Source organism: Candidatus Brocadiia bacterium (assembly GCA_041658285.1).
In the GTDB taxonomy this organism is placed as follows: Bacteria; Planctomycetota; MHYJ01; order JACQXL01; family JACQXL01; genus JBBAAP01.
In genome coordinates, this window is record JBBAAP010000001.1 from 371,486 (window position 1) to 391,601 (window position 20,116).

Genomic DNA, 20,116 nt, shown 5'->3' on the forward strand with positions numbered 1-20,116 from the left:
CTTGCCACAGAGACACAGAGCACACGGAGAATATAAAATTATAATTAAATCCGCCTCTGTGAACTCTGTGTCTCCGTGGCTATTACTTATTCGACTCGAACAATTCCTGCCTCAGTATCCTCAATGCCTCCAAATCGTCGTATTCCCTATCCCTGAACCCGCCGGCCTTACGGTTGATGCCTTCGGCCTTCTGCTCCAGGTCTATCCCGTTCATTATCGCCTTCTTTATGGTCTTAGGCGTTATCTTATACTTCTTGTTATATGCCAGCTGGATATTCCTGCGGCGAGTGGTCTCGTCTATGGCCTTCTGCATCGAGCCGGTCATCTGGTCGGCATAAAGCACCACCAGCCCGTTGACGTTCCGGGCCGTCCGCCCGACCGTCTGGATGATGGACGTAGTCGAACGCAGGAAACCCTCCTTATCCGCGTCCAGGATGGCCACCAGCGACACCTCAGGCAGGTCCAGCCCCTCACGCAGCAGGTTAACACCGACCAGCACGTCAAACTTGCCCTCGCGCAGTTGCCTGAGAATCTGGGTGCGCTCGATGGTGTCTATCTCCGAATGCAAATACCGGCCCTTGATGTTCTTGCCCTGGAAATAAACGCTCAAGTCCTCGGCCAGCCGCTTGGTCAAGGTGGTCACCAGGATGCGCTCCTTGCGCTTAATCCGGGTAACCATCTCCTTATGCAGGTCGTCTATCTGCCCGGTAATCGGCCGGACGACAATCTGCGGGTCAACCAGCCCGGTCGGCCTGATAATCTGTTCGGCCACCTCGCCCTTGGTCCGGTCCATCTCATACGGCCCGGGCGTAGCCGAAACGTATACCACCTGATTAATCGCCTTCTCCCACTCATCGAACTGCATCGGCCGGTTATCCAGGGCCGAAGGCAGTCTGAACCCGTATTGAATCAATACCTCCTTGCGGGCCCGGTCGCCGAAGAACATCCCGCGCACCTGCGGAACGCCCGTGTGCGACTCGTCCATAAAGCACAGAAAGTCCTTGGGGAAATAATCCACCAGCGTGTACGGCCTCTGCCCGGCCAGCCGCCCGCTGAAATGGCGCGAATAGTTCTCTATGCCCTTGCAATAGCCCAGCTCCTGCAACATCTCCAGGTCGTAATTGGTCCGGGTCTTCAAACGTTGCGCCTCGAGCAGTTTCTTCTGCTTCTTCATCCGGGCCAGGGTCTCTTTTAACTCCTGCCGGATGGACTTGACCGCCCGGCCTATCTTGGTCTCCGGTATGACGAAATGCTTGGCCGGAAAGACGTTATAACTCTTGAGCGTCTCCATTATTGTTCCTGTCAGCGGCTGAAAGCGGCTGATTTCCTTAATGAAGCTGGAAGTGGCCGTCTGGCTGAAAACTATCTTGATGGCCGTCTCGTCGTAGGCCGGGAAAACTTCTATTGATTCGCCGCGCACCCGGAACAGTCCGGCCTTGAACTCATATTCATTCCGCTCGTATTGCATATCTATCAGGCGCTTGAGCACGGACTCGCGGCTAAGCACATCGCCAATCCGCAGGGGCAGGACCATCCCGGCATAGTCTTCCGGGTCGCCCAGGCCGTAGATGCACGAAACGCTGGACACGATAATCACGTCCCGGCGCGACATCAGGGACGATGTGGCCGCCAGCCGCAAGCGCTCCAGATTCTCGTTTATGGCCGCGTCCTTTTCGATATACATATCCTTGTGCGGGATATAGGCCTCGGGCTGGTAATAGTCGTAATAACTGACGAAATAATGCACCGCGTTATGCGGGAACAGCTCCTTGAACTCGGCGTATAACTGGGCGGCCAGTGTCTTGTTAGGCGACATAATCAGGGCCGGCCGGTTGGTGTTATTGATGACGTGGGCTATGGTAAATGTCTTGCCCGAGCCGGTCACGCCCAGAAGCGTCTGGTGCGGCCTGCCGGCCAGGATGCCGGCGGTCAACTGCTTGATAGCCGCGGGCTGGTCGCCCCGGGGCTTGAGCTTGGTGACTAACTGAAATTTATCCATATTATTAAACTCTAAAGATTACTATCCTTGGCAGCGAAGTCAAGAGTAACCTAACAAACCCGGATATTTACTTGACAGGAAATTAATAACAATTATATTGATACTACTGAAGTGGAAAATGCAGTAACAAATCTAATAAAAGGAGTATGGTATGCGCAAACTATTGATGAAAGTGTTGGTCTTGGCCTTATTTGTTACATATATAACGGCGTTCAACTACGGCGGCTGCGGCGGCGGAGGCGGCGGTTCCAGCGGCTCGTCCGGCGAACCTCTCCCGAACTATACGCCGTCACTGGCCGTCATCGCCAACCAGTCAGTCAACGAAGGCGCCGCACTGTCATTCACCCTTTCCGGCACCGACGCTAATGGCGACGTCCTGGCCTATTCATCGCCCAACCTGCCGATAGGCGCGACGCTTATTTCTACCACCGGCGTCTTCGCCTGGACGCCGTCCTATACCCAGTCCGGTTCGCATTACGTCACCTTCCGGGTAACCGACGACGAAAACGCCCAAGCCGAAAGGTCTATTTATATCACCGTCGCCAATATCAACCGCACTCCGACCCTTAATACCATCACCAACCAGTCCGTCAATGAAGGCGCCGTACTGTCATTCACCGTCTCCGGCGCAGACCTTGATAGCGATACGCTCACCTATTCATCCGCCGACCTGCCGGCCGGCTCAAGCATTATCTCTTCATCCGGCGTATTCTCCTGGACACCCAACTATGCCCAGGCCGGCGCTTATCCGGTCACCTTCCGGGTAACCGATACGGGCAGTCTCTACGCCGAATCGACCATCACTATTACCGTTACAGACACCGTTCCCAACTGGGCCAGGATCAGCGCCGGCTGGTATCATAACCTGGCCCTGGAGGCCAACGGTACGCTCTGGGCCTGGGGCAGGAATGGCGCCGGCTGTCTGGGCGATGGGACAGATACCAAGCGGAATATTCCGACCCCGGTGCTCGGCACCGGTTGGAAAGTGGTCACCGGAACCAACCTGTCCACCATCGCCGCCGGCGAAAACCACAGCCTGGCCATCAAGGCCGACGGCACACTCTGGGCCTGGGGCAGGAATGCAGAAGGCCAGCTGGGCAACGGAATAACAGGTACTTACAGTACCATCCCGCTCCAGGTCACCGGCATAAGCTGGTCGGCCGTAGCCGCCGGCCAGAATCACAATCTGGCCCTTAAAACAGACGGTACACTCTGGGCCTGGGGAAAAAACGACTTAGGCCAACTGGGTGATGGAACAACCACCGACAGCTCTATTCCCATTCAGGTTACCGGCATAAGCTGGTCGGCCATTGCCGCCGGCATTGGCTACAGCGCAGCCCTCAAAACCGACGGCACACTCTGGACCTGGGGCGATAACGGGTTCGGTCAATTAGGCGACGGCACCACCATCAGCAAAACCTCTCCCACCCAGATTGCCGGCACCACCTGGTCAGTCATTGCCGCCGGCTGGTTTAACACCATAGCCATCAAGACCGACAATACCCTGTGGAGTTGGGGATCTAATGGAATGACCGCCCCCTATGTCCCGACCCAGGTTTCCGGCACCACTTGGGCATCTGTTACCACCAACCAATACCATGCCAGCGCCATTAAAACCGATGGCACTCTCTGGGCCTGGGGCCAAAATGAATACGGCGTCCTGGGCGACGGCACAATCACAAACCGGGCCGACCCGGTCCAGGTCACCGGCACCGGCTGGGCAAGCGTGTCAGCCGGCGTATATCACACCATCGCCCTCAAAACCGACGGCACCATCTGGTCCTGGGGATTTAATTATTACAGCCAGCTAGGCACCGGCGTCTCGCCGGATAAAACCGTGCCCGCCCAGGCAATCGGCACCGGCTGGCGTGTCACCTCCGCCACCGGCCTGTCCAATATCACCGCCGGCAAACAACATTCAGTTTCCATCAAGTCCGACAACACACTCTGGGCCTGCGGCGGCAACACCTACGGCGAACTGGGCGCCGGCTCCGGGATAATAGTTCCTACTCAGATTACCAGTACCGCCTGGTCGACTATGGATGCCGGCGAATACTATACCTTGGCCATCAAATCCGACGGCACCCTTTACGGCTGGGGCTATAATAATTACGGACAGCTGGGCGACGGCACCAATACCGATAAAACCCTCCCCACCCAGATTACCGGCACCAACTGGGCCACCTTGTCCGCCGGCACCAATCACGCCGCGGCCATTATGGCCAACGGCACACTCTGGACCTGGGGACGCAATAACAACTACCAGCTGGGCGACGGAACACTAACAGATCATAATACCCCGACACAGATTACCGGCACCAACTGGTCGACCGTATCGGCCGGCGGATGGCACACCGCGGCCATTATGGCCAACGGCACGCTCTGGTCCTGGGGCATTAACTCCTACGGGCAATTAGGCGATGGCTCAACTTTATTGAAAAATGTCCCAAACCAGGTTGCCGGCACCAACTGGGCCGCCGTGTCCACCGGCCTATTTCACACCGTGGCGCTCAAAACCGACGGCACGCTCTGGACCTGGGGCAATAATTCCTATGGGCAATTAGGCGACGGGACTACTTCACTCCGCACCCTGCCCACCCAGATCGGTATCGGCACCAACTGGTCGGCCGTATCCGCCGGAGAGAATTATACCGTGGCCCTCAAGACCGACGGCACCCTTTACGGCTGGGGCTATAATAATTACGGACAGCTGGGCGACGGCACCAATACCGATAAAACCCTCCCCACCCAGATTACCGGCACCAACTGGATTGCCATCGCGGCCGGCTGGCAGCACACACTGGCGCTTAAAGCCGACGGCACCCTCTGGGCCTGGGGCAATAACAACAAGGGCCAATTGGGCGACGGAACCATCTGGAAAGAATCGCCGGTCCAGGTGAATCAATAAATTCATTAATATTCTGGTTCAAATAAATAAGGGGCGACCAATTAAAGGTCGCCCCTTGTCACTTATCCCTTCTTAGTGCCGGTTCGAGCTTGCCCCATTAGAGACGTACCTCTAACGGGGCAAGAAGAGCGCAAAGCCTGACTCCACAGACTCCACAAACCCTTTAGACTCTTCAGACTCATTCAATATACCCTTTCACCCACACATTCGTGCTACAGAACTGACCCGATTTGGTAATCATCACCTTGATTTGTCTAAGTGCATCTACCGCCAGGGTTGCCTCTTTATAGGCATTCTGGTTCAGGTTGGCGATGTTTTGCCATATAAAGTGCACCGTGCTTGAGCCGAAGTTCATCCCAGCCCTTCTACCGAATACGGTCAATATCTGTTCCATACCCACCGGCACGGACATGGCGTTGAACTGGATTTCTAAGAGCACCGCCTGGGCCGTGGCCGGAATCTGGGTTGACAGGTCCACCAACTGGTCAATATCGGTCATCGAGTTCTCGGAGAACACCAAGGGCTGGCCGGACAACAGGGTCAACTGCATCCCGCCCGCACCGCCGGTGGGCGGAGCAATCCAATTAAACTTGCCGGTGGCCGCATCGAAAGACAGTATTTGTCCGTCCGTAGGCGGGGCGATATTGTAGAGCAATTCGTGGTTGATGGAGCTCAGCGCAATCTTGACCCAATCAACGGCCCGGTCGGCTATCTTCGCATTGGTAACAGCGCCTGTTGCTATCTTTTCGGCGGTTACTGCGTCTCCTGCGATTTCTGCGTTTTCTATTGGCGGAATCAATGGCCGTGTTATGCCTCCGGCTGAGGTCACATACTTAAACTTACCCGTCGCCTGTTCGTAAGAAACCACTTGCCCATCCGCCGGAGCATTGACCGCATCCACCTTGGGCGGGGTTACGGCATTGCTGGACAGTTCCGTGTTACCGACCGCGCCGGCTATCAACTCGCTCGAACCGACCGAGTTAGCCGCTATCTTACCCTGGGTTACAGCATTGTCTGCAATCTTGGGATTGGTGACCGCCCCGTCCACCAGGTCGGCCGTGCCGACTGATTTATCCGCCACCTTGTCCCGAGTGATTGCGCCTGTGGCAATCTTGGCCGTGGTAATGGCATTGTCCGCTATCTTTGGTGCGGTGATGGCCCCGTCCGCAACCTTTTCCGGTGTTATTGCCGAGTTGGCAACTTTATCCGTGGTTACGGCGTTGCCTGCTATCTTGGGCGTGCTGACTGCGCCGTCCGCTATCTCGTCCTTGCCGATAACGCCGTCGGCAATCTTGGCCTTGGTAACCGAGCCGTCCTTGATGTGTTTCTCCGCGATAGCATTATCTGCTATCTTGTCGCCCGTAACCGATTGCGGGCTTAAGTGCTTTGTTTTGATTTCGTTGATTCGGTCTAATAAAGTCCTTGCCATAAAACATCACTCCTTTTGCGTTCCCGAACTTATGGTCCGGGCAGACATACCACCTTTTTCTGCCGAACCTGTAGAAAGCTTGGTTTCGACAGGGCCGGAGATACTCGGTTAATGCCTGACATTGTCTTCGTTGTTGCCATATCCGTTTCATAAATCCTTTTCATAGTGTTGGAGGTTAAGGGCGGTGCCCGCCTGCCGGCGGGCAGGCACTCGCCCCTTCTCCTGTTACATACCTTATGGTATATAAATCTGAACCTCCAGTTTCAGCTGGCCTTCCTCCACGAACCAGACGCAGTAGGACTTATCCGCGGTAATGGTTGATACCCAGTCAGTTGCCTTGAGCGGGTCAGCCATACTCTCCAGATAATCCTTGATACGCTGGTTTTGTGACGCCAGAACGGTAGCGGAATAACCCGATGCCGTAACAGTCACGCCGGTCTGAACCAACAGTTGGGTCAATCCGGTGCGCAGGGTAGCTTTCAGCTTTGCCTTGGCGATGTCGTAAGGACCACCGGCCAGAACGACCGTGCCCTCAGGCATTTGCCCGACAATATGCTGGTATCCGGTCAGCCAATAGCCGACCAGAGATGCCGCCTGCCTACCGTTTGCCTTGCTCCCGGTAAGCCGCAGTACCTTGGGAATGCCTTCCTCCCAGGAGGACTGTTTGGCCTCAACGGATTCCTTGAACCGTTTGGCCTCAACACCGTCAACTTCCTCGAACATCCTATCCAGGTTGTCGTTGTACTTGTTGTAGGCATTCATCAGGTTATCGCGTTGCTTAGTGCGAATATCTTCAGCCGAGAGGTCGCCCTTGGATACGAATCCGGGCGCAACCATTGGCCCGTATTCATCCGCAGATTGAGTTGCTATCAGTTGGCCGAAAGTGCCGTCCGTATCAACCCTTTTCTTGCGCCTCTTGTTGATGGTATCCGCGTTGCCGGTCAGGTCCCGCACCCACTTGGCACCCATATCCGGGTCCGGGGTAATGACCGCAACTATCGATATCCTTGCTTTGCTTTTTATCATTGTTATCACCTCCCTCTCTTAGAGCCAGTTAGCAATTGCCCGGCCAAACGGGCAAGGGCGTTACTGGCTCTTAGATCCCAACAAGCGCAGCTTCGTTGGGACATGCTAAATTCACAACTACGCGTTAACGGTAAGCCCTTGTGCGCTGCAAGAGTTACCGATCTGACTCTAGTGTTAATCCGTGTAATCTGTGGCTTTAAGAAACTCATATATTTCTCCTATAGGAACTATTCCTGCCATAGTAGTTATAAGTTGGTCTTTATAAATCCTGACCCAGACGGCAATCCCGATAACCTCAAAGGTTTTACTATCGTAAACCGGTCCGCCGGAATTACCGGGTAATATAGGGCTGGACACTTCCCAGTAAGCATCCTCAATAACGCTGATGATTCCCTGTGACGGCCGGGGAGGAAGCCCCAGAGAGCAACCGATGGTATAGACAGGCCTGAAAAGGTACGGCTGGTAGCTCTTTGGGGCCAGGGTTGCCGAATAGACTTGTGGAGGGAGAAGGTTCGGCCGTATCCTTATGAGGGCAAGGTCCTTGGTGGTGTCTGTTATCACCACCAAGGCGTTGATTTCTACAGAGTCAGGATAAAAGAATTCAACTGTTACATTGGAGCTGTTCCCCACCACGTGAGCCGCGGTCAAAACCCAGTAGTTTATAGAGTCTTTAGAGTCTAAAGAGTCGCAAGAGTCATTTTCCACGGACCCTTTAGACTCCATAGACTTTTTAGACTCATTAGACTGGATAATAACCCCGGAGCCGGTGGAGTTACCCGTCTTAATCCTGACTGTCGGCCAAAGCATCCGTTCGTATTCGGTTATATAAGGGTTAGGGTCCTGGGGCGGTTGCCGGCTCAAATCAATTATAAGAGCCACCTCGGCACCATCACGGTCACGCAGACCTAATGCCGGGGCCGCCACCAGGACCACTAAAGCGCAGCCTCCTGTAAGGACTATTGCCAAAATCATTATAAGCCATCTTTTCATAAGCCACCTATTACTTTTAGGGCTTTTTAGAGCCAGTTCGAACACAGTGAGTTACTGGCTCTTATCCCGAGTATTCCCGAGGGGGCATCTGCTCCCCTCAATATATATAGTTGCGAGATGGCAAAAGGTGACATTGGAAAATGAGAATTCTTGTTAAATTCTTTGTAAGCTGATTGAGCGGATTAAGCAGAAAAGAGGGGTAGATTACTTGACAACCAATAGGAAATGGTATACTAAAAGCTTAGTAATTGAAGTTGTAGTAGATTTAAAAAGTCAAGCAGATAAAATAATTATATTAGCTATGTTTTGACGTAAGTGAGTTGCTCATAAATTAACACCATGATAAAAAAAATATTAAAGTGGGCGGGTGGCATAATCGCCAGCTTAATCATTCCCTTTATATTTTGGGTGGTATCTCCAAATGAAACCATTTCATTAAAATGGTTTATACCAATATGTGTATTATGCGGTATTTTGATTGTAATCGTAATATACCTGGTCGTAAAAATAAACCAGCCGATTCTTCCCGAAGTTATTCATGGTACAAAATTATCGCCACAGTCTGATTCTGTGTTGTGTATACTTAATCCATCAAAGTTTTTTTCTCATAATATTAAAGTTTCTTGTTACTATAACGATGAGTTTGAGCGACTTATAGCTATAGGGCGTGTTCTAAATATTCAGGAGGATGGAAAAATACAAATATTGCTATCAGAAATTTTACCAGGATATACAGAGGTAACAAAGAAGGTATCCGAGAATAACAAAAGCACTTTAGTTAAGATTATAATAAAACCTACTTTCCCGGCGAATTTTTAGAAGATACATTTACTAAAATAAGGAGTATGACAATGAACGAAAAAACAGATAATCAATCTCAAGAAAAACAAATATATCCTGCAAGTGTTGTTGGGATTCTTGATCATAGTACGTTGGTTATTAATAGAGGTGCTATGCACGGCATAAAACTAAATCAAAGATTCTTAATTTACTCGTTAAGCGCAGAGGAAATAAAGGACCCAAGTACCGGGGAAAACCTAGGTTATTTAGAAATAGTTAAAGGAACAGGCATAGTGATTCACGTTCAAGAAAAGATGGCTACTATAGCATCAGATATGGAAAAAACCGGGGAAAAAACTATAATAAGGCGGAAACCAGTTATTTCTTCTTTCGATATTGCATCCATGTTTGGAGGAGAGCAGGAAACAATAAAAATACCGAATGAAGAGGTTCCATTTAATGATCCTAAAATAGGGGATAGTGCAAAACCAATTTAATAGGATATCTACAAAGTTAATAAATGATATGAAGAAGATAGTTGTATATTTAGGATTCATATGCACCCTCGATATCGTACTTCTATGTGCGACGCGAACAGGCTTCATGCCACCATGGTGGAACACACTAGGTTTGGTTTTGCCATGTGCACTTATTGGTGGTACTGGTGGAGTTGTCTATTGTCTTCGCGGAGTATACCTAAATGCATGTGTCCAAAAGTCATGGAATGATCAATGGCAACCTTGGTATTACATACGACCGATTGTTAGCCATCTATGTGGCGCAGTTAGTTTCCTTTTCCTAAAGGCGGGACTTCTTTTACTTGAAGCACAACCAAAAACACAATCAACAGAATTAGGATTTTTAGCCCTCGCTTTTATTGCAGGACTTAATGTTGACAAGTTCATAACTAAAATTGAAGACATTGCACAAGCTACTTGGGGAATAGAAAAGTCTAGAACGGCTAAGGGGGAAAAATGTGAAAATTCAGGTGTTTGATGTTTTGCATGGTTTTTGCTCATATTTAATTGCAGATAATGGCAATGTAATGCTTTTTGACTGTGGTCATAACGAAGAGACAGGATTTCGTCCTTCTAAATACTTGTCGGCTAATGGTTGTTCTTCAATAGAGCGTTTTTTTATCACTAATTACGATGATGATCACGTGAGCGACCTTGCTAATCTTCGAAAGGTTCTTCCTATCAGTATACTTCACCGTAATAAAAGCATCACACCCGACGAACTGAAAAAGTTAAAAGAGGAATCGGGTCCACTTACCGAGGGGCTTCTGGCAATGATTAATATGGCAAACGAATATTCTTCAGTTGTTACGAATCTTCCAGAGTATCCGTCTATTGAATGGGAAGTATTTTCTAATAAATACCCTGTTTTTAAAGATACAAATAATCTAAGCCTTGTTACATTCATTCACTACGATGGGATGGGCATCGTTTTCCCGGGGGATATCGAAAAAGCCGGCTGGGAAGAATTACTAAAAAACAAATCCTTTTGTGAACACCTTAAGCGAGTAAATATATTCATAGCATCACATCACGGGCGTGAAAGTGGATATTGCGAAAACGTCTTCAGTTATTGTAAACCAGATATCATTTTTATTTCGGATGAAGATATTAAGTATGATACGCAAAATGTAGACTATAAAAAGCATGCTTATGGTGTACCATGGAATAGTTCAACAGAAAAGCGGTATGTTTTGACTACCCGTTCTGATGGAATGATTACGATTACGAAAGAAATTGGCAAAGGATACCACATAGCAATATAAGAATTCAGCCCTATCCCTGAGGTGCTATACTTAATTATATGCCCGCAGACTTTCATTCCGACGAATTCCTTGTTTCCGCTTACCTGACCGGGGATAAGTCTGCCTTAGAGACCCTGCTTAAACGCTATTTCATCATTATCCTGGCTTACCTTCATAACACCAGCTTCTACGGCAAGGATGAAGCGTATATCGAGGATATCCGCTCCCAAGCAGTCCTGACCATAATAAACGAGATTCAGGACGGGCACTTCCAATACGAGGGTCAGAACTCGTTCCGGAAATGGGTGTTTACCATCGTCAAGAACGAGTGCCTGAACCAAGACCGCAAACGCCGCAAACACGCCAAGCCCTTTACCGAGGCGTTCCCGGACGAGCCGACCGGTTTCCCGGACGACCTGATTGCCGATACCACGCCGGACCCGGAAGATTACGAGGATGCCGAGAGACAACTGACGGATATCACCGCGAAACTGACGCCGGAAGAGCTCAAGCTGATGGTAATGATATCCAACAGCAAGCCCTATAAGGAAATCCTTGAGGAACCTGAATTCGCCAAATATTCGCTTGACTATTTGAAGCGCAAGATATATATTATCCGCAATAAGATGAAAGGGAATGACTTATGAAAAAGAATTCTTGCGAAAAATACGGGCTTGCCATAACTGATTATGTCCTGGGTGAAAAGATGGACATCACAAAGGAAGAGTTAATCGCCCACCTGCAGACCTGCGCTGATTGCCGGGCCGACCTGAAGAACTGGAAGGCCACCTATTCGGTTATGCGCGCCAAGGCGTTCGACGCCAAACCCGAAGCCAAAGAGCATCTGGAAGAGCTTATGATGGACGGGTCCCCGACTAACTTAATCTGCCATAAGATTAAGAATGCCCAGATATTGCTGGGCGACGTCGAGGTGGGCGCGCCGGCCGGAGTGGTCTGGAAATGCGTGGGCGAGAACGGAATGGTCAAATTAGCCGACCTGCCCAAGATGACCAACCTGCCCGTTGAACAGGCCTACGGCGGATACGGCTGGCTGACACGCCAGGAAAAACTGATTATCATCAAGACCAAAGACGAAAAATACATCTGCCTGACCGAAGCCGAACGCAAGCAATACCAATACGAGGGGTAGAGCATCAAAAACAGGTGATTTTGACCTTCCTGCCCGTCCGGTCAGGCGGGCCTGCCCCGTCCGGTCAAACGTCCCTCCTGCTACCGAAAACGTCTAGAATTTGACATAACCCATTATTTCACAACCCTTTAGAGTAAAAACCTGTCAGGGGGGTGGGGGGTAGGGTATCCCCCCTGGGGGGATGGGGTATCGGGTGCCGGAGGATAGTCCATAGTGTGCCAGAGGGTATGGTATCAGGTAGCAGGGTATGCCCTATCAAGTGCCAGAGGATACCCTATCGGATGCCGGAGGATATGGTATCGGCTATGAGGGTATAGCCCACCGGCTGGCAGGGAATACCCTATCGGGTAGCAGGGGATATGGCATCGGGCGCCGGAGGATAGCCCATCGTGTGCCGGAGGATATGGTATCAGGTAGCAGGGAATGCCCTATCGGGTGCCAGGGAATAGCGTATCAGGCGCCGGACGATACCCTATCGGCTGGTAGAGGATACCGGTACGGCCCGGAGGTAATGAATTAAACACCCACTAAAATACGAAGCAGTTTTCATTGCCTTTTACTGCGGCTGATGCTTTATTGCCGCCTATGACCATCCAGCGTTATGACGAGCCGTTCCATAATGAACCGGAGCCGGCTATCTCGGAAGACGCCGTTGAACTACACCGGCGCCTGGTTAATGACGGCGTTATCCCGCCTAAGGGCCCGATGCCGCTTACACTGGAACTGGTCCAAACCATCCTTAAGGCCTATTACGACCTGTTTTCGCCCAGGAAAGAGGGCGTCCGGGAAACACGGAAGCTGTCCGAATATACCGACCGGGCTTTCAAGATTTACAGCATGCTGAACGAGGAGTCCGCCGGCACCATCGAGGTGACGCCGGAGTTGATGGAACAGATAACCAATATGATTACCTTCGGCAATATCCTGGATGCGATGGAAATCGGCCACGAAATGGGGTTGGACAAGATGTTTGGGCTGACCAAATATGACTGGACTGAAGCGGACTATCTGAGCCAGGCCGCAAAACAGGAGCATGCCGGCAATAATAAAGCGGCCCTAGCCGCCTATGACCAGGCCGTGAAACACCACCGGACCGGACATATTTTCCCGCTGATACACCGCGGCAAACTACTGGCTAAACTGGGCCGGGCCGATGATGCCATCGCCGATTTTACCCGGGCCATCAAGGAAGGTGAACTGCCCGATGATTTTGTTACCGTTTCGCAGGCCTACGCCGAGCGGGCCGAGGCCTATATCAAAAAAGGGTCAGTCGAAAAAGGGCTTAATGACTTAATCTGGAATTTCGGCCGTTACCGCAGGGAATTCATCAAAAAGCCGTTTAACCGGGATTTGCTCGACGTGGACTCGGATGATTTCGATATGGATTTGAACGACCTGTCCGGCCGGGCGGAATTCGATATCGAGCGGGCGGTGGAACTTATCCATACCATCGAGCGGGACAGGCAGCCATCCCTGACCAAAGCCGAAACCAAAAAGCTGGCCCGCATCAAAGAGCTGGTCCTGGCGGTGCGGAACCAGCTTGACTTTTAGCCCACGCTCTGTATCACCACACAGAACCACCTCTGGCCCAGTGCAAATATCACTAAGCCCGTTTTTCGCACTGGATAAGAGCCAGGTAACTCCCTTTGGTCGAAATGGCTCTAAACCTGTTTTACTTGACAATCCGGGCGGGCTGGATTAAATGGCGTCCTTTTAACCATCCCGTCATTCGACGGGACTTCGCTGCGGCTTAGCAGATAGAAAGAGTATAGTATGATAAAAGCCAAATATGCCCTGCTGACAATCGCCATTATCTTGGCCCTGGCCGGACCGGCCTTGTGTGAGTCGGCGGAATCGGCTACCGAAGTGGGTAAGAACCTGCCGCTCTGGTCCGTTGCCCCGTTTGTCCTGATGCTCCTGGCTATCGCCATCATCCCCCTGGCTTTCGGCCATTGGTGGGAAAGTAATTTCAATAAGGGCATTATCTCCATCCTGCTGGCCATACCGGTGGCTATTTACATCATCACAATCAATCCGCACGAACTGATGGTGGTCGGGTTTGATTATATCTCGTTCATCATCCTGTTGGGCGCGCTTTATGTCATCTCCGGCGGCATCTATATCAAGGGCTCGCTGGCCGGAACTCCGCTCATCAATACCATCGTCCTGGCCATCGGCGCGGTGCTGGCCAGTTTCATCGGCACTACCGGAGCTTCGATGCTGTTAATCCGGCCGCTTATCCGGGCCAATAAGGCCCGCAAGGACAAGGCCCATATTATCATATTCTTCATCTTCGTGGTCAGCAACTGCGGCGGACTGCTGACCCCGCTGGGCGACCCGCCTTTGTTCCTGGGATTCCTTAAGGGCGTGCCCTTCCTGTGGACCTTCGCGCTCTGGAAGGAATGGCTGTTCGTCTGCGGTTTAATCCTGATTATATTCAACCTCTACGACCAATTCAAGTTCAACCGCGAGGACATCGCCACGCCGGGCGCGCTGACTGAGCAGGTCGAGCCCAAGCAGAAGCTGGGAGTTGAAGGCACGGTAAATTTCCTGTTGCTGGGCGGAATGGTGGCAGCCATATTCTTCGCCGGCGACCCGTTCGGGACCGACCCCAAGCATCCCTGGCCGTTCGGCGTCAAGGAAGCGCTGATGCTGGTGATGGCCGTATTATCGCTGGTGGCGACCAAAAAGCATACCCGCCAATCGAACAGCTTTACATTCAACCCGATTATCGAGGTGGCCGTGCTGTTTGCCGGGATATTCGTGACGATGATACCGGCGCTGATGATACTCAACGCCCGGGGCACGGAACTGGGACTGACCCAGCCCTGGCATTTCTTCTGGGCGGCCGGGTCGCTGTCGTCGTTCCTGGATAACGCGCCGACCTACCTGACGATGTCTTCGGCGGCCAGCGGCGTATTGAACGTGCCGCTCGGACCGGCCTACCTTAAAGACCTGTTGGCCGTGGCCAGCGGCCCGCTGTTGCTGGCGGCCGTCTCCTGCGGCGCGGTGTTTATGGGAGCCAATACTTATATCGGTAACGGGCCGAACTTTATGGTCAAGGCCATCGCCGAGGAATCGCACGTTAAGATGCCCTCATTCTTCGGGTATATGGTCTATTCCATATTGATACTGATACCGATATTCATCATCACCACGTTCCTGTTCTTTGTGTAAAGACCTTATTCTACCACGAAAACACGAAGAGACACGAAAGTTTAACCGCTGATTAAGCTGATAGGCGGGAACACGAATGGCACGGATTGGCACGAATTGCCACTAAACACAAAAGCACACATTCGCTTCGCTCAGTGCAAGCGGAGGAACACAAATGACACGGATTAAGCTGATTAGGTGGGGATAATCTACTTGTCTTTCGGGATTTCTACACCAAGTTCTTTGAGCACCATCCGGGCCGCTTCACGAACATTTGGGCTTTCATCCTGTAATAGTTTAGTAATCTCTGGAATAGTCTCTTTAGCGCCAAGTTTACCCAATGATATAATAGCCGCCCAACGGATACCAGGATTGTTGTGTTGTAATAACAGTATGATGTCCGGTATAGCTTCTTTGACTTGACTGATTGTTAATCCATCAATAGCTGAATTTTGAAACTCCGAACTGTTATTTTGCAAGAGCTTGGTAATTTCCTCGGCAGTCTTTTTAGCATCAAGTTTTCCCAGTACCCAAATAGCTGACAAACGAACTTCTTTGTCATTATCATAAAATAGTTTGATGATGTCCGGAATTGATTCTTTGGCGTCAAGATCTAACAATGTCCGAACAGCCGACTGGCGAACATCTGGGTTTTTATCTTGTAAAAGTTTGGTAAGTCCCGGTATAGCTTCCTTAGCATCAAGATGTCCCAATGCCCAAATAACCCACGAAAGAACATTCTTGTCATTAGTTTGCAACAACCTAGTAATTTCAGGTATTAATTCTTTGGCATCGAGTTGTCCCAATGCCCAAACAACTGACGACAGAACATCTGGATTGTTATCTTGTAACAAAGTAGCAAGATTCGGAATAGCTTCCTTAACGCCAAGTTGCACTAATGCCCAAGCCGCCGACGAGCAAACCTTTGGGTTGTTATCCTGCAATAATCCGATAATCTGAGTTTTAGTTTCTTTCTCATCTATTCTTACCAATGCTTTGATAACTGACTCTTTAACCCTTATGTCTGCATATTTTAATAATTCAATAAGTTTCGGGAAAGCATCTTTGGCATTTAGTCCAACAAGGTTGTAAACAGCATTTATCCGTTTAGAATCATCTTTATCAATGATTTGTTCGAGGGCTACTTTTATCTTTTTCTGACGGATTTGTTGCTGGCGTGAATTAACGACCGGATAGACCCCTGTCCCGAGCAGAACCAGCCCGGTCACAATAATGCTGATGCGTAAAAACATAAGCGCAAGATAGCATTGGTAAAACAGGTGTCAAACAATAGAATATAGTATATGCTCGAAGCAGCACTAACCCAGTGCAAATTACAATTGTATTAATATTTGCACTGGATAAGTCCTTGCAGGAGGCTTCGCTCTGACACTACGTCGTTGTACTCCTACTGCCACTAATACACCTTGTTCCTACTGGCTCTAATAAACACTAATAGTAATCATCCAAACTTATTCGTGAACATTCGTGTTTATTAGTGGCTAATTACTCAGACAATGCAAAAGCCGGCATACAGCGTTTGCCATATGCCGGCTTTCGGTGTTTGGTCAGTTATTATTTGGGTGCTTCGGGATTGGGCGGAGGCGTTGTGCCTGTATCCTTGCCCAGTTCCATCTTGCCTAATTCATCAATAGCCTGTTCCAGTCCTTCTTTCTGGGCCTGTAACTGCTTGGTGATGACGTTGGCCGATGCCCTGAGGTATTTGGCCAGGTTTTCCAGACCGGACTCGCCTGACATCTTCAGAGAATCAAGCGTGGTGCGGAGGTCTTCGGACAGTTTTTTGACGGTCTCGATACGGCTGTCCACTTCCTTAAGAAGTTCCTGCTTGACCTTGTAATTTTCGCCTTCGACGAAGTTCTTAAGGGCATAATTCGTCTGGATGTCAACGATGCTCTTTTTCAGTTCAGAGCTGAGCTTGGCATAGGATTCATCCACGCTCTTGGTGTACCCGTTGATGAGCTCGGTCCTGGCCTTGGAGATCTCCTCCTGTACAAAACCCTTTGATGCGCATCCCATCAGCACGACCGTGCTGCAGAGCGCGGTTACGCCCATTTTCCATAATCCCTTCATACTCAATCCTCCTTTATCAGAGCCAGCGAGTTACAGCCCCCGATAGCTATTGCGGGGAGTGGAACGTTACTGGGTCTTTTATCCCGCCGAAACGGGATTTTCGTCCCCGGTTGTTTTCCGGGGCATGTTCCTATACTCCGGCAGTTTGTGAAATTACTGCCGGGTATAGTCGGCTGCAACTTCACAGGCAACCGAACTATAATTATTTGTTACTTAACAGATTTCGCACAGCGGAACCCGACATACTTGTTCCGCTCGAAATACAGTTGGTTATCCCTTCTGCTTGCCTTGGCCCGGACGGCGGTACTATACCAATCGCCGCCTTTTATGACAACTTTTTCTTCACCTTTTTTATCGGACCACCAATCGAATACCCATTCCTTGACGTTGCCGGTCATATCAAACACGCCGTAAGGGCTGGCATCATCCTGATAGGAACCGACATCGGCCAGGCCGCCTTTGCCGACGCCTTTGACGTTGGCCTTGACCTGGTCATCATCGGTCCAGCCGCCGGAGTAGATAAGGCCGTCAGCGCCCCGGGCCGCCTTTTCCCATTCGGCCTCGGTCGGCAGGCGCTTGCCCTGCCAGGCGGCGTAGGAAAACGCGTCGTACCAGTCCACACCAACCACCGGCAGATTGGCCTCGGCCGGCGGATAATCGCCCTTGACAAAGAATTCCGGGGTGTGGTTCTTGTTCTTGAGCTTGGGATTGTCCCTCTCGTCCGGATGGCACTTGCTGTGGTCGCCGGCCATCTTCAGCAGGAATTCCTTGTATTCTTTCTTGGTCACCTCGTACTTATCTATGAAGAAAGATTCCGCCCGGACCTTCTTATTGTCCGTGCCCATAATAAAATCGCCCTCTTCGACAAAAAGCATATTGGGCGGGAAGCGCCCCTTGATTTCCTCTATTTTGCTCATCACGTCCCGGTTGCCGGGCTTGTAAACCAGCGCTTTCTTGAGCATCGCCTCGGCGCTGTTGTATTTGCCGTCGTGATATAAGCTCACGCCCTTTTCAAACACGGTGTTGTATATCGTATCTATGCACCGGTTGATATGAGTCCTGACATCTTCCAGCTTGTCGGTATATTGCTTGGCCTCTTCGTATAGCTTAATGGCCTCTTCGCATTCCTTCTGCTTTTCCAGTTCGGCCGCTTTAGCTACGATTTCGTTATACTGGCTCTGTTTAATCAGTTGGACGTTGACCGCCTTCAAATGCTCCGCGACTTCGGTCGTATTGCTGAGATCCATGGCTTTTTTAAACATCGTGCTGGCGCCTTCCCAGTTCTTCTTGGCTTCCTCATCCATCCCCTTGGCCAGGTATTCCTTGTATTCTTTTTCTATCTGTTCCTTTTGGGCCTGGCTCTGGCGGTCCTGCTTTATCTGGTTGATCTGGTCCAGGAGTTTCTTAACGCCCTCGTGGTCTGGGATGATGCCTAATGCGTTAATCAAATCGCGGTTGGCGTCGTCCAGCTGATCCTGCTCAATCATCTTCTGCGCCCGCGCAATTATCAGATCCACCTTCTTGACCGGGTCTTCTTCCTTAATCGGCTCGATGGCAATAGCCGTGCCGCTGATGGGAGAATTAAAACTGGTGCTGGGCTGGATATAATCCCGACGCTGCTGTTGTTGTTTCTGGAAGACCAGGAAATACCATCCGGCCGCGCCGCCTAATAGCAGAATGGAGATAATACTGACGATTAATACTGCCTTGCTCTTGGATTCGCCGGCCGGTCGGGCAATCATGGTGGCGCTGCCCATGTTAGCCATGGTCTGCTGGGCGTAAAGCGGCGCTTGATCGCGCCTGATGGCTTCCAGGTCCGTCACTAATTCCGCCGGGCTGTTGTAACGATGGTTGGGGTCCTTCTGGATGCATTTCATTATCACCGACTCCAATCCCTGTGGCACCTTGGGATTGAACTGGGTGGGCGGCATAGCCTGGTCGTAAATATGACTGCGTATCAGGCTGACGGCGCTGTCGCTGGCAAAAGGCAGCCGGCCGGTAGACATTTCGTACATAACGATGCCGAGCGAATATATGTCCGAGCGAATATCGGCCGGATTGCCCAGCCCCTGCTCGGGTGAGATGTATTTGGGAGTGCCGATGACCGTGCCGACCAAGGTTTGGTCCTTCTGGTCGGTGGCGGCGCCGATGGACTTGGCCAGGCCGAAATCCATGACCTTGATGCGCGTTTCCTGGATATTTATGTCCATAAAGGCCCGGGCTTCCGAGGTATCCACCTTCTGGCGGGCCGCAATAAGAGAACTGGAGAAAGAGACCATGATATTGGCCGGTTTGATATCGCGATGGACAACCTGGCCCGGGCTTTCCCAGGCCGCCTTAAGCGCCTTGGCCACCGAAATGGAGATGTAAACTATTTCCTCGGTGGTGAACTCGCGTCCTTTTTCTATGAACTTTTGGAGCGGCACGCCCTGGACGAACTCCATGGCAAAGTAGTGGGAACCATCAACCTCGCCCAGCCCGTAGACCTGGATTATGTTTTCATCGATTATCTTGGCGATGGTCTCCGCTTCCTTGCGGAAGCGCCGGACGAAGTCCGCATCCTGGGTCATGTCTTTCTTGAGGATTTTAATGGCAATGGGCCGGTCCAGAGATATCTGGCGTCCGCGGTAAACCTCGCCCCAGGCGCCTTTGCCCAGAAGCTCGTCTTTAAAGACCTCGAAGTCGCCGATGGTAAACCTGTTCTGATTTTCTGTCACTTCTGGCATAGTTCGCTTATTTACTCCGGGCAAATAATCTAGATTCTGCTTATAACTTATAGTATCCTAAGCCTTATTGTCAACAAAATAAATGCTTCTGCACCGGCT

The 20,116-nt window shown here is 50.8% G+C and carries 16 protein-coding genes; 9 read left to right on the forward strand and 7 right to left on the reverse strand.

What is annotated here, in order from left to right:
* Positions 1–82 precede the first annotated feature (82 nt).
* The gene (gene uvrB / locus WC980_01590; protein MFA5793753.1) at positions 83–1,999 is read right to left on the reverse strand and encodes an excinuclease ABC subunit UvrB; all 1,917 of its coding nucleotides are present in this window, start codon (positions 1,997–1,999) and stop codon (positions 83–85) included.
* 151 nt (positions 2,000–2,150) lie between these two features.
* Between uvrB and WC980_01595 the strand changes: the two genes are divergently transcribed.
* Positions 2,151–4,907, forward strand: coding sequence for a putative Ig domain-containing protein (locus tag WC980_01595; protein ID MFA5793754.1), 2,757 nt, complete (start codon positions 2,151–2,153; stop codon positions 4,905–4,907).
* Between the two features lie 178 nt (positions 4,908–5,085).
* Here the strand turns inward: WC980_01595 and WC980_01600 are convergent, their stop codons facing one another.
* The 3 genes from WC980_01600 to WC980_01610 all read right to left on the reverse strand — a co-directional run bounded on the left by WC980_01600 (position 5,086) and on the right by WC980_01610 (position 8,352).
* The gene (locus WC980_01600) at positions 5,086–6,336 is read right to left on the reverse strand and encodes a hypothetical protein (protein ID MFA5793755.1); all 1,251 of its coding nucleotides are present in this window, start codon (positions 6,334–6,336) and stop codon (positions 5,086–5,088) included.
* A 234-nt stretch (positions 6,337–6,570) separates the two neighbouring features.
* Positions 6,571–7,362, reverse strand: coding sequence for a hypothetical protein (locus WC980_01605; GenBank protein ID MFA5793756.1), 792 nt, complete (start codon positions 7,360–7,362; stop codon positions 6,571–6,573).
* A gap of 174 nt (positions 7,363–7,536) precedes the next feature.
* Positions 7,537–8,352, reverse strand: coding sequence for a serine protease (locus WC980_01610; GenBank protein MFA5793757.1), 816 nt, complete (start codon positions 8,350–8,352; stop codon positions 7,537–7,539).
* 339 nt (positions 8,353–8,691) lie between these two features.
* Here WC980_01610 and WC980_01615 point away from each other — a divergent pair, with 339 nt between their 5' ends.
* From WC980_01615 to WC980_01650, 8 genes are all read left to right on the forward strand, one after another.
* Positions 8,692–9,171: a hypothetical protein gene (locus WC980_01615; GenBank protein ID MFA5793758.1), complete on the forward strand. Its 480-nt coding sequence runs from the start codon at positions 8,692–8,694 to the stop codon at positions 9,169–9,171.
* Between the two features lie 32 nt (positions 9,172–9,203).
* Positions 9,204–9,629, forward strand: coding sequence for a hypothetical protein (locus tag WC980_01620; protein ID MFA5793759.1), 426 nt, complete (start codon positions 9,204–9,206; stop codon positions 9,627–9,629).
* 28 nt (positions 9,630–9,657) lie between these two features.
* Positions 9,658–10,128: a hypothetical protein gene (locus WC980_01625; GenBank protein MFA5793760.1), complete on the forward strand. Its 471-nt coding sequence runs from the start codon at positions 9,658–9,660 to the stop codon at positions 10,126–10,128.
* Positions 10,109–10,915 carry an MBL fold metallo-hydrolase gene (locus WC980_01630; protein MFA5793761.1) on the forward strand — a complete coding sequence of 269 codons (807 nt, stop codon included), beginning with the start codon at positions 10,109–10,111 and terminating at the stop codon, positions 10,913–10,915. The genes WC980_01625 and WC980_01630 overlap by 20 nt, the downstream gene beginning before the upstream one ends.
* A gap of 38 nt (positions 10,916–10,953) precedes the next feature.
* Positions 10,954–11,541: a hypothetical protein gene (locus WC980_01635; GenBank protein MFA5793762.1), complete on the forward strand. Its 588-nt coding sequence runs from the start codon at positions 10,954–10,956 to the stop codon at positions 11,539–11,541.
* Positions 11,538–12,044 carry a winged helix-turn-helix domain-containing protein gene (locus tag WC980_01640; GenBank protein MFA5793763.1) on the forward strand — a complete coding sequence of 169 codons (507 nt, stop codon included), beginning with the start codon at positions 11,538–11,540 and terminating at the stop codon, positions 12,042–12,044. Before WC980_01635 ends, WC980_01640 begins: the two co-directional genes overlap by 4 nt.
* A 585-nt stretch (positions 12,045–12,629) precedes the next feature.
* Positions 12,630–13,595, forward strand: coding sequence for a hypothetical protein (locus WC980_01645; protein ID MFA5793764.1), 966 nt, complete (start codon positions 12,630–12,632; stop codon positions 13,593–13,595).
* Positions 13,596–13,820: 225 nt separating this feature from the next.
* Positions 13,821–15,221, forward strand: a complete 1,401-nt coding sequence (locus WC980_01650; GenBank protein ID MFA5793765.1) for a sodium:proton antiporter — start codon at positions 13,821–13,823, stop codon at positions 15,219–15,221.
* A gap of 188 nt (positions 15,222–15,409) precedes the next feature.
* Here the strand turns inward: WC980_01650 and WC980_01655 are convergent, their stop codons facing one another.
* The 3 genes from WC980_01655 to WC980_01665 form a co-directional block, all read right to left on the reverse strand.
* Positions 15,410–16,453: a HEAT repeat domain-containing protein gene (locus WC980_01655; GenBank protein MFA5793766.1), complete on the reverse strand. Its 1,044-nt coding sequence runs from the start codon at positions 16,451–16,453 to the stop codon at positions 15,410–15,412.
* Between the two features lie 322 nt (positions 16,454–16,775).
* Positions 16,776–17,291, reverse strand: coding sequence for a hypothetical protein (locus WC980_01660; protein MFA5793767.1), 516 nt, complete (start codon positions 17,289–17,291; stop codon positions 16,776–16,778).
* 209 nt (positions 17,292–17,500) lie between these two features.
* The gene (locus tag WC980_01665) at positions 17,501–20,017 is read right to left on the reverse strand and encodes an SUMF1/EgtB/PvdO family nonheme iron enzyme (protein ID MFA5793768.1); all 2,517 of its coding nucleotides are present in this window, start codon (positions 20,015–20,017) and stop codon (positions 17,501–17,503) included.
* Between the last annotated feature and the right edge of the window lie 99 nt (positions 20,018–20,116).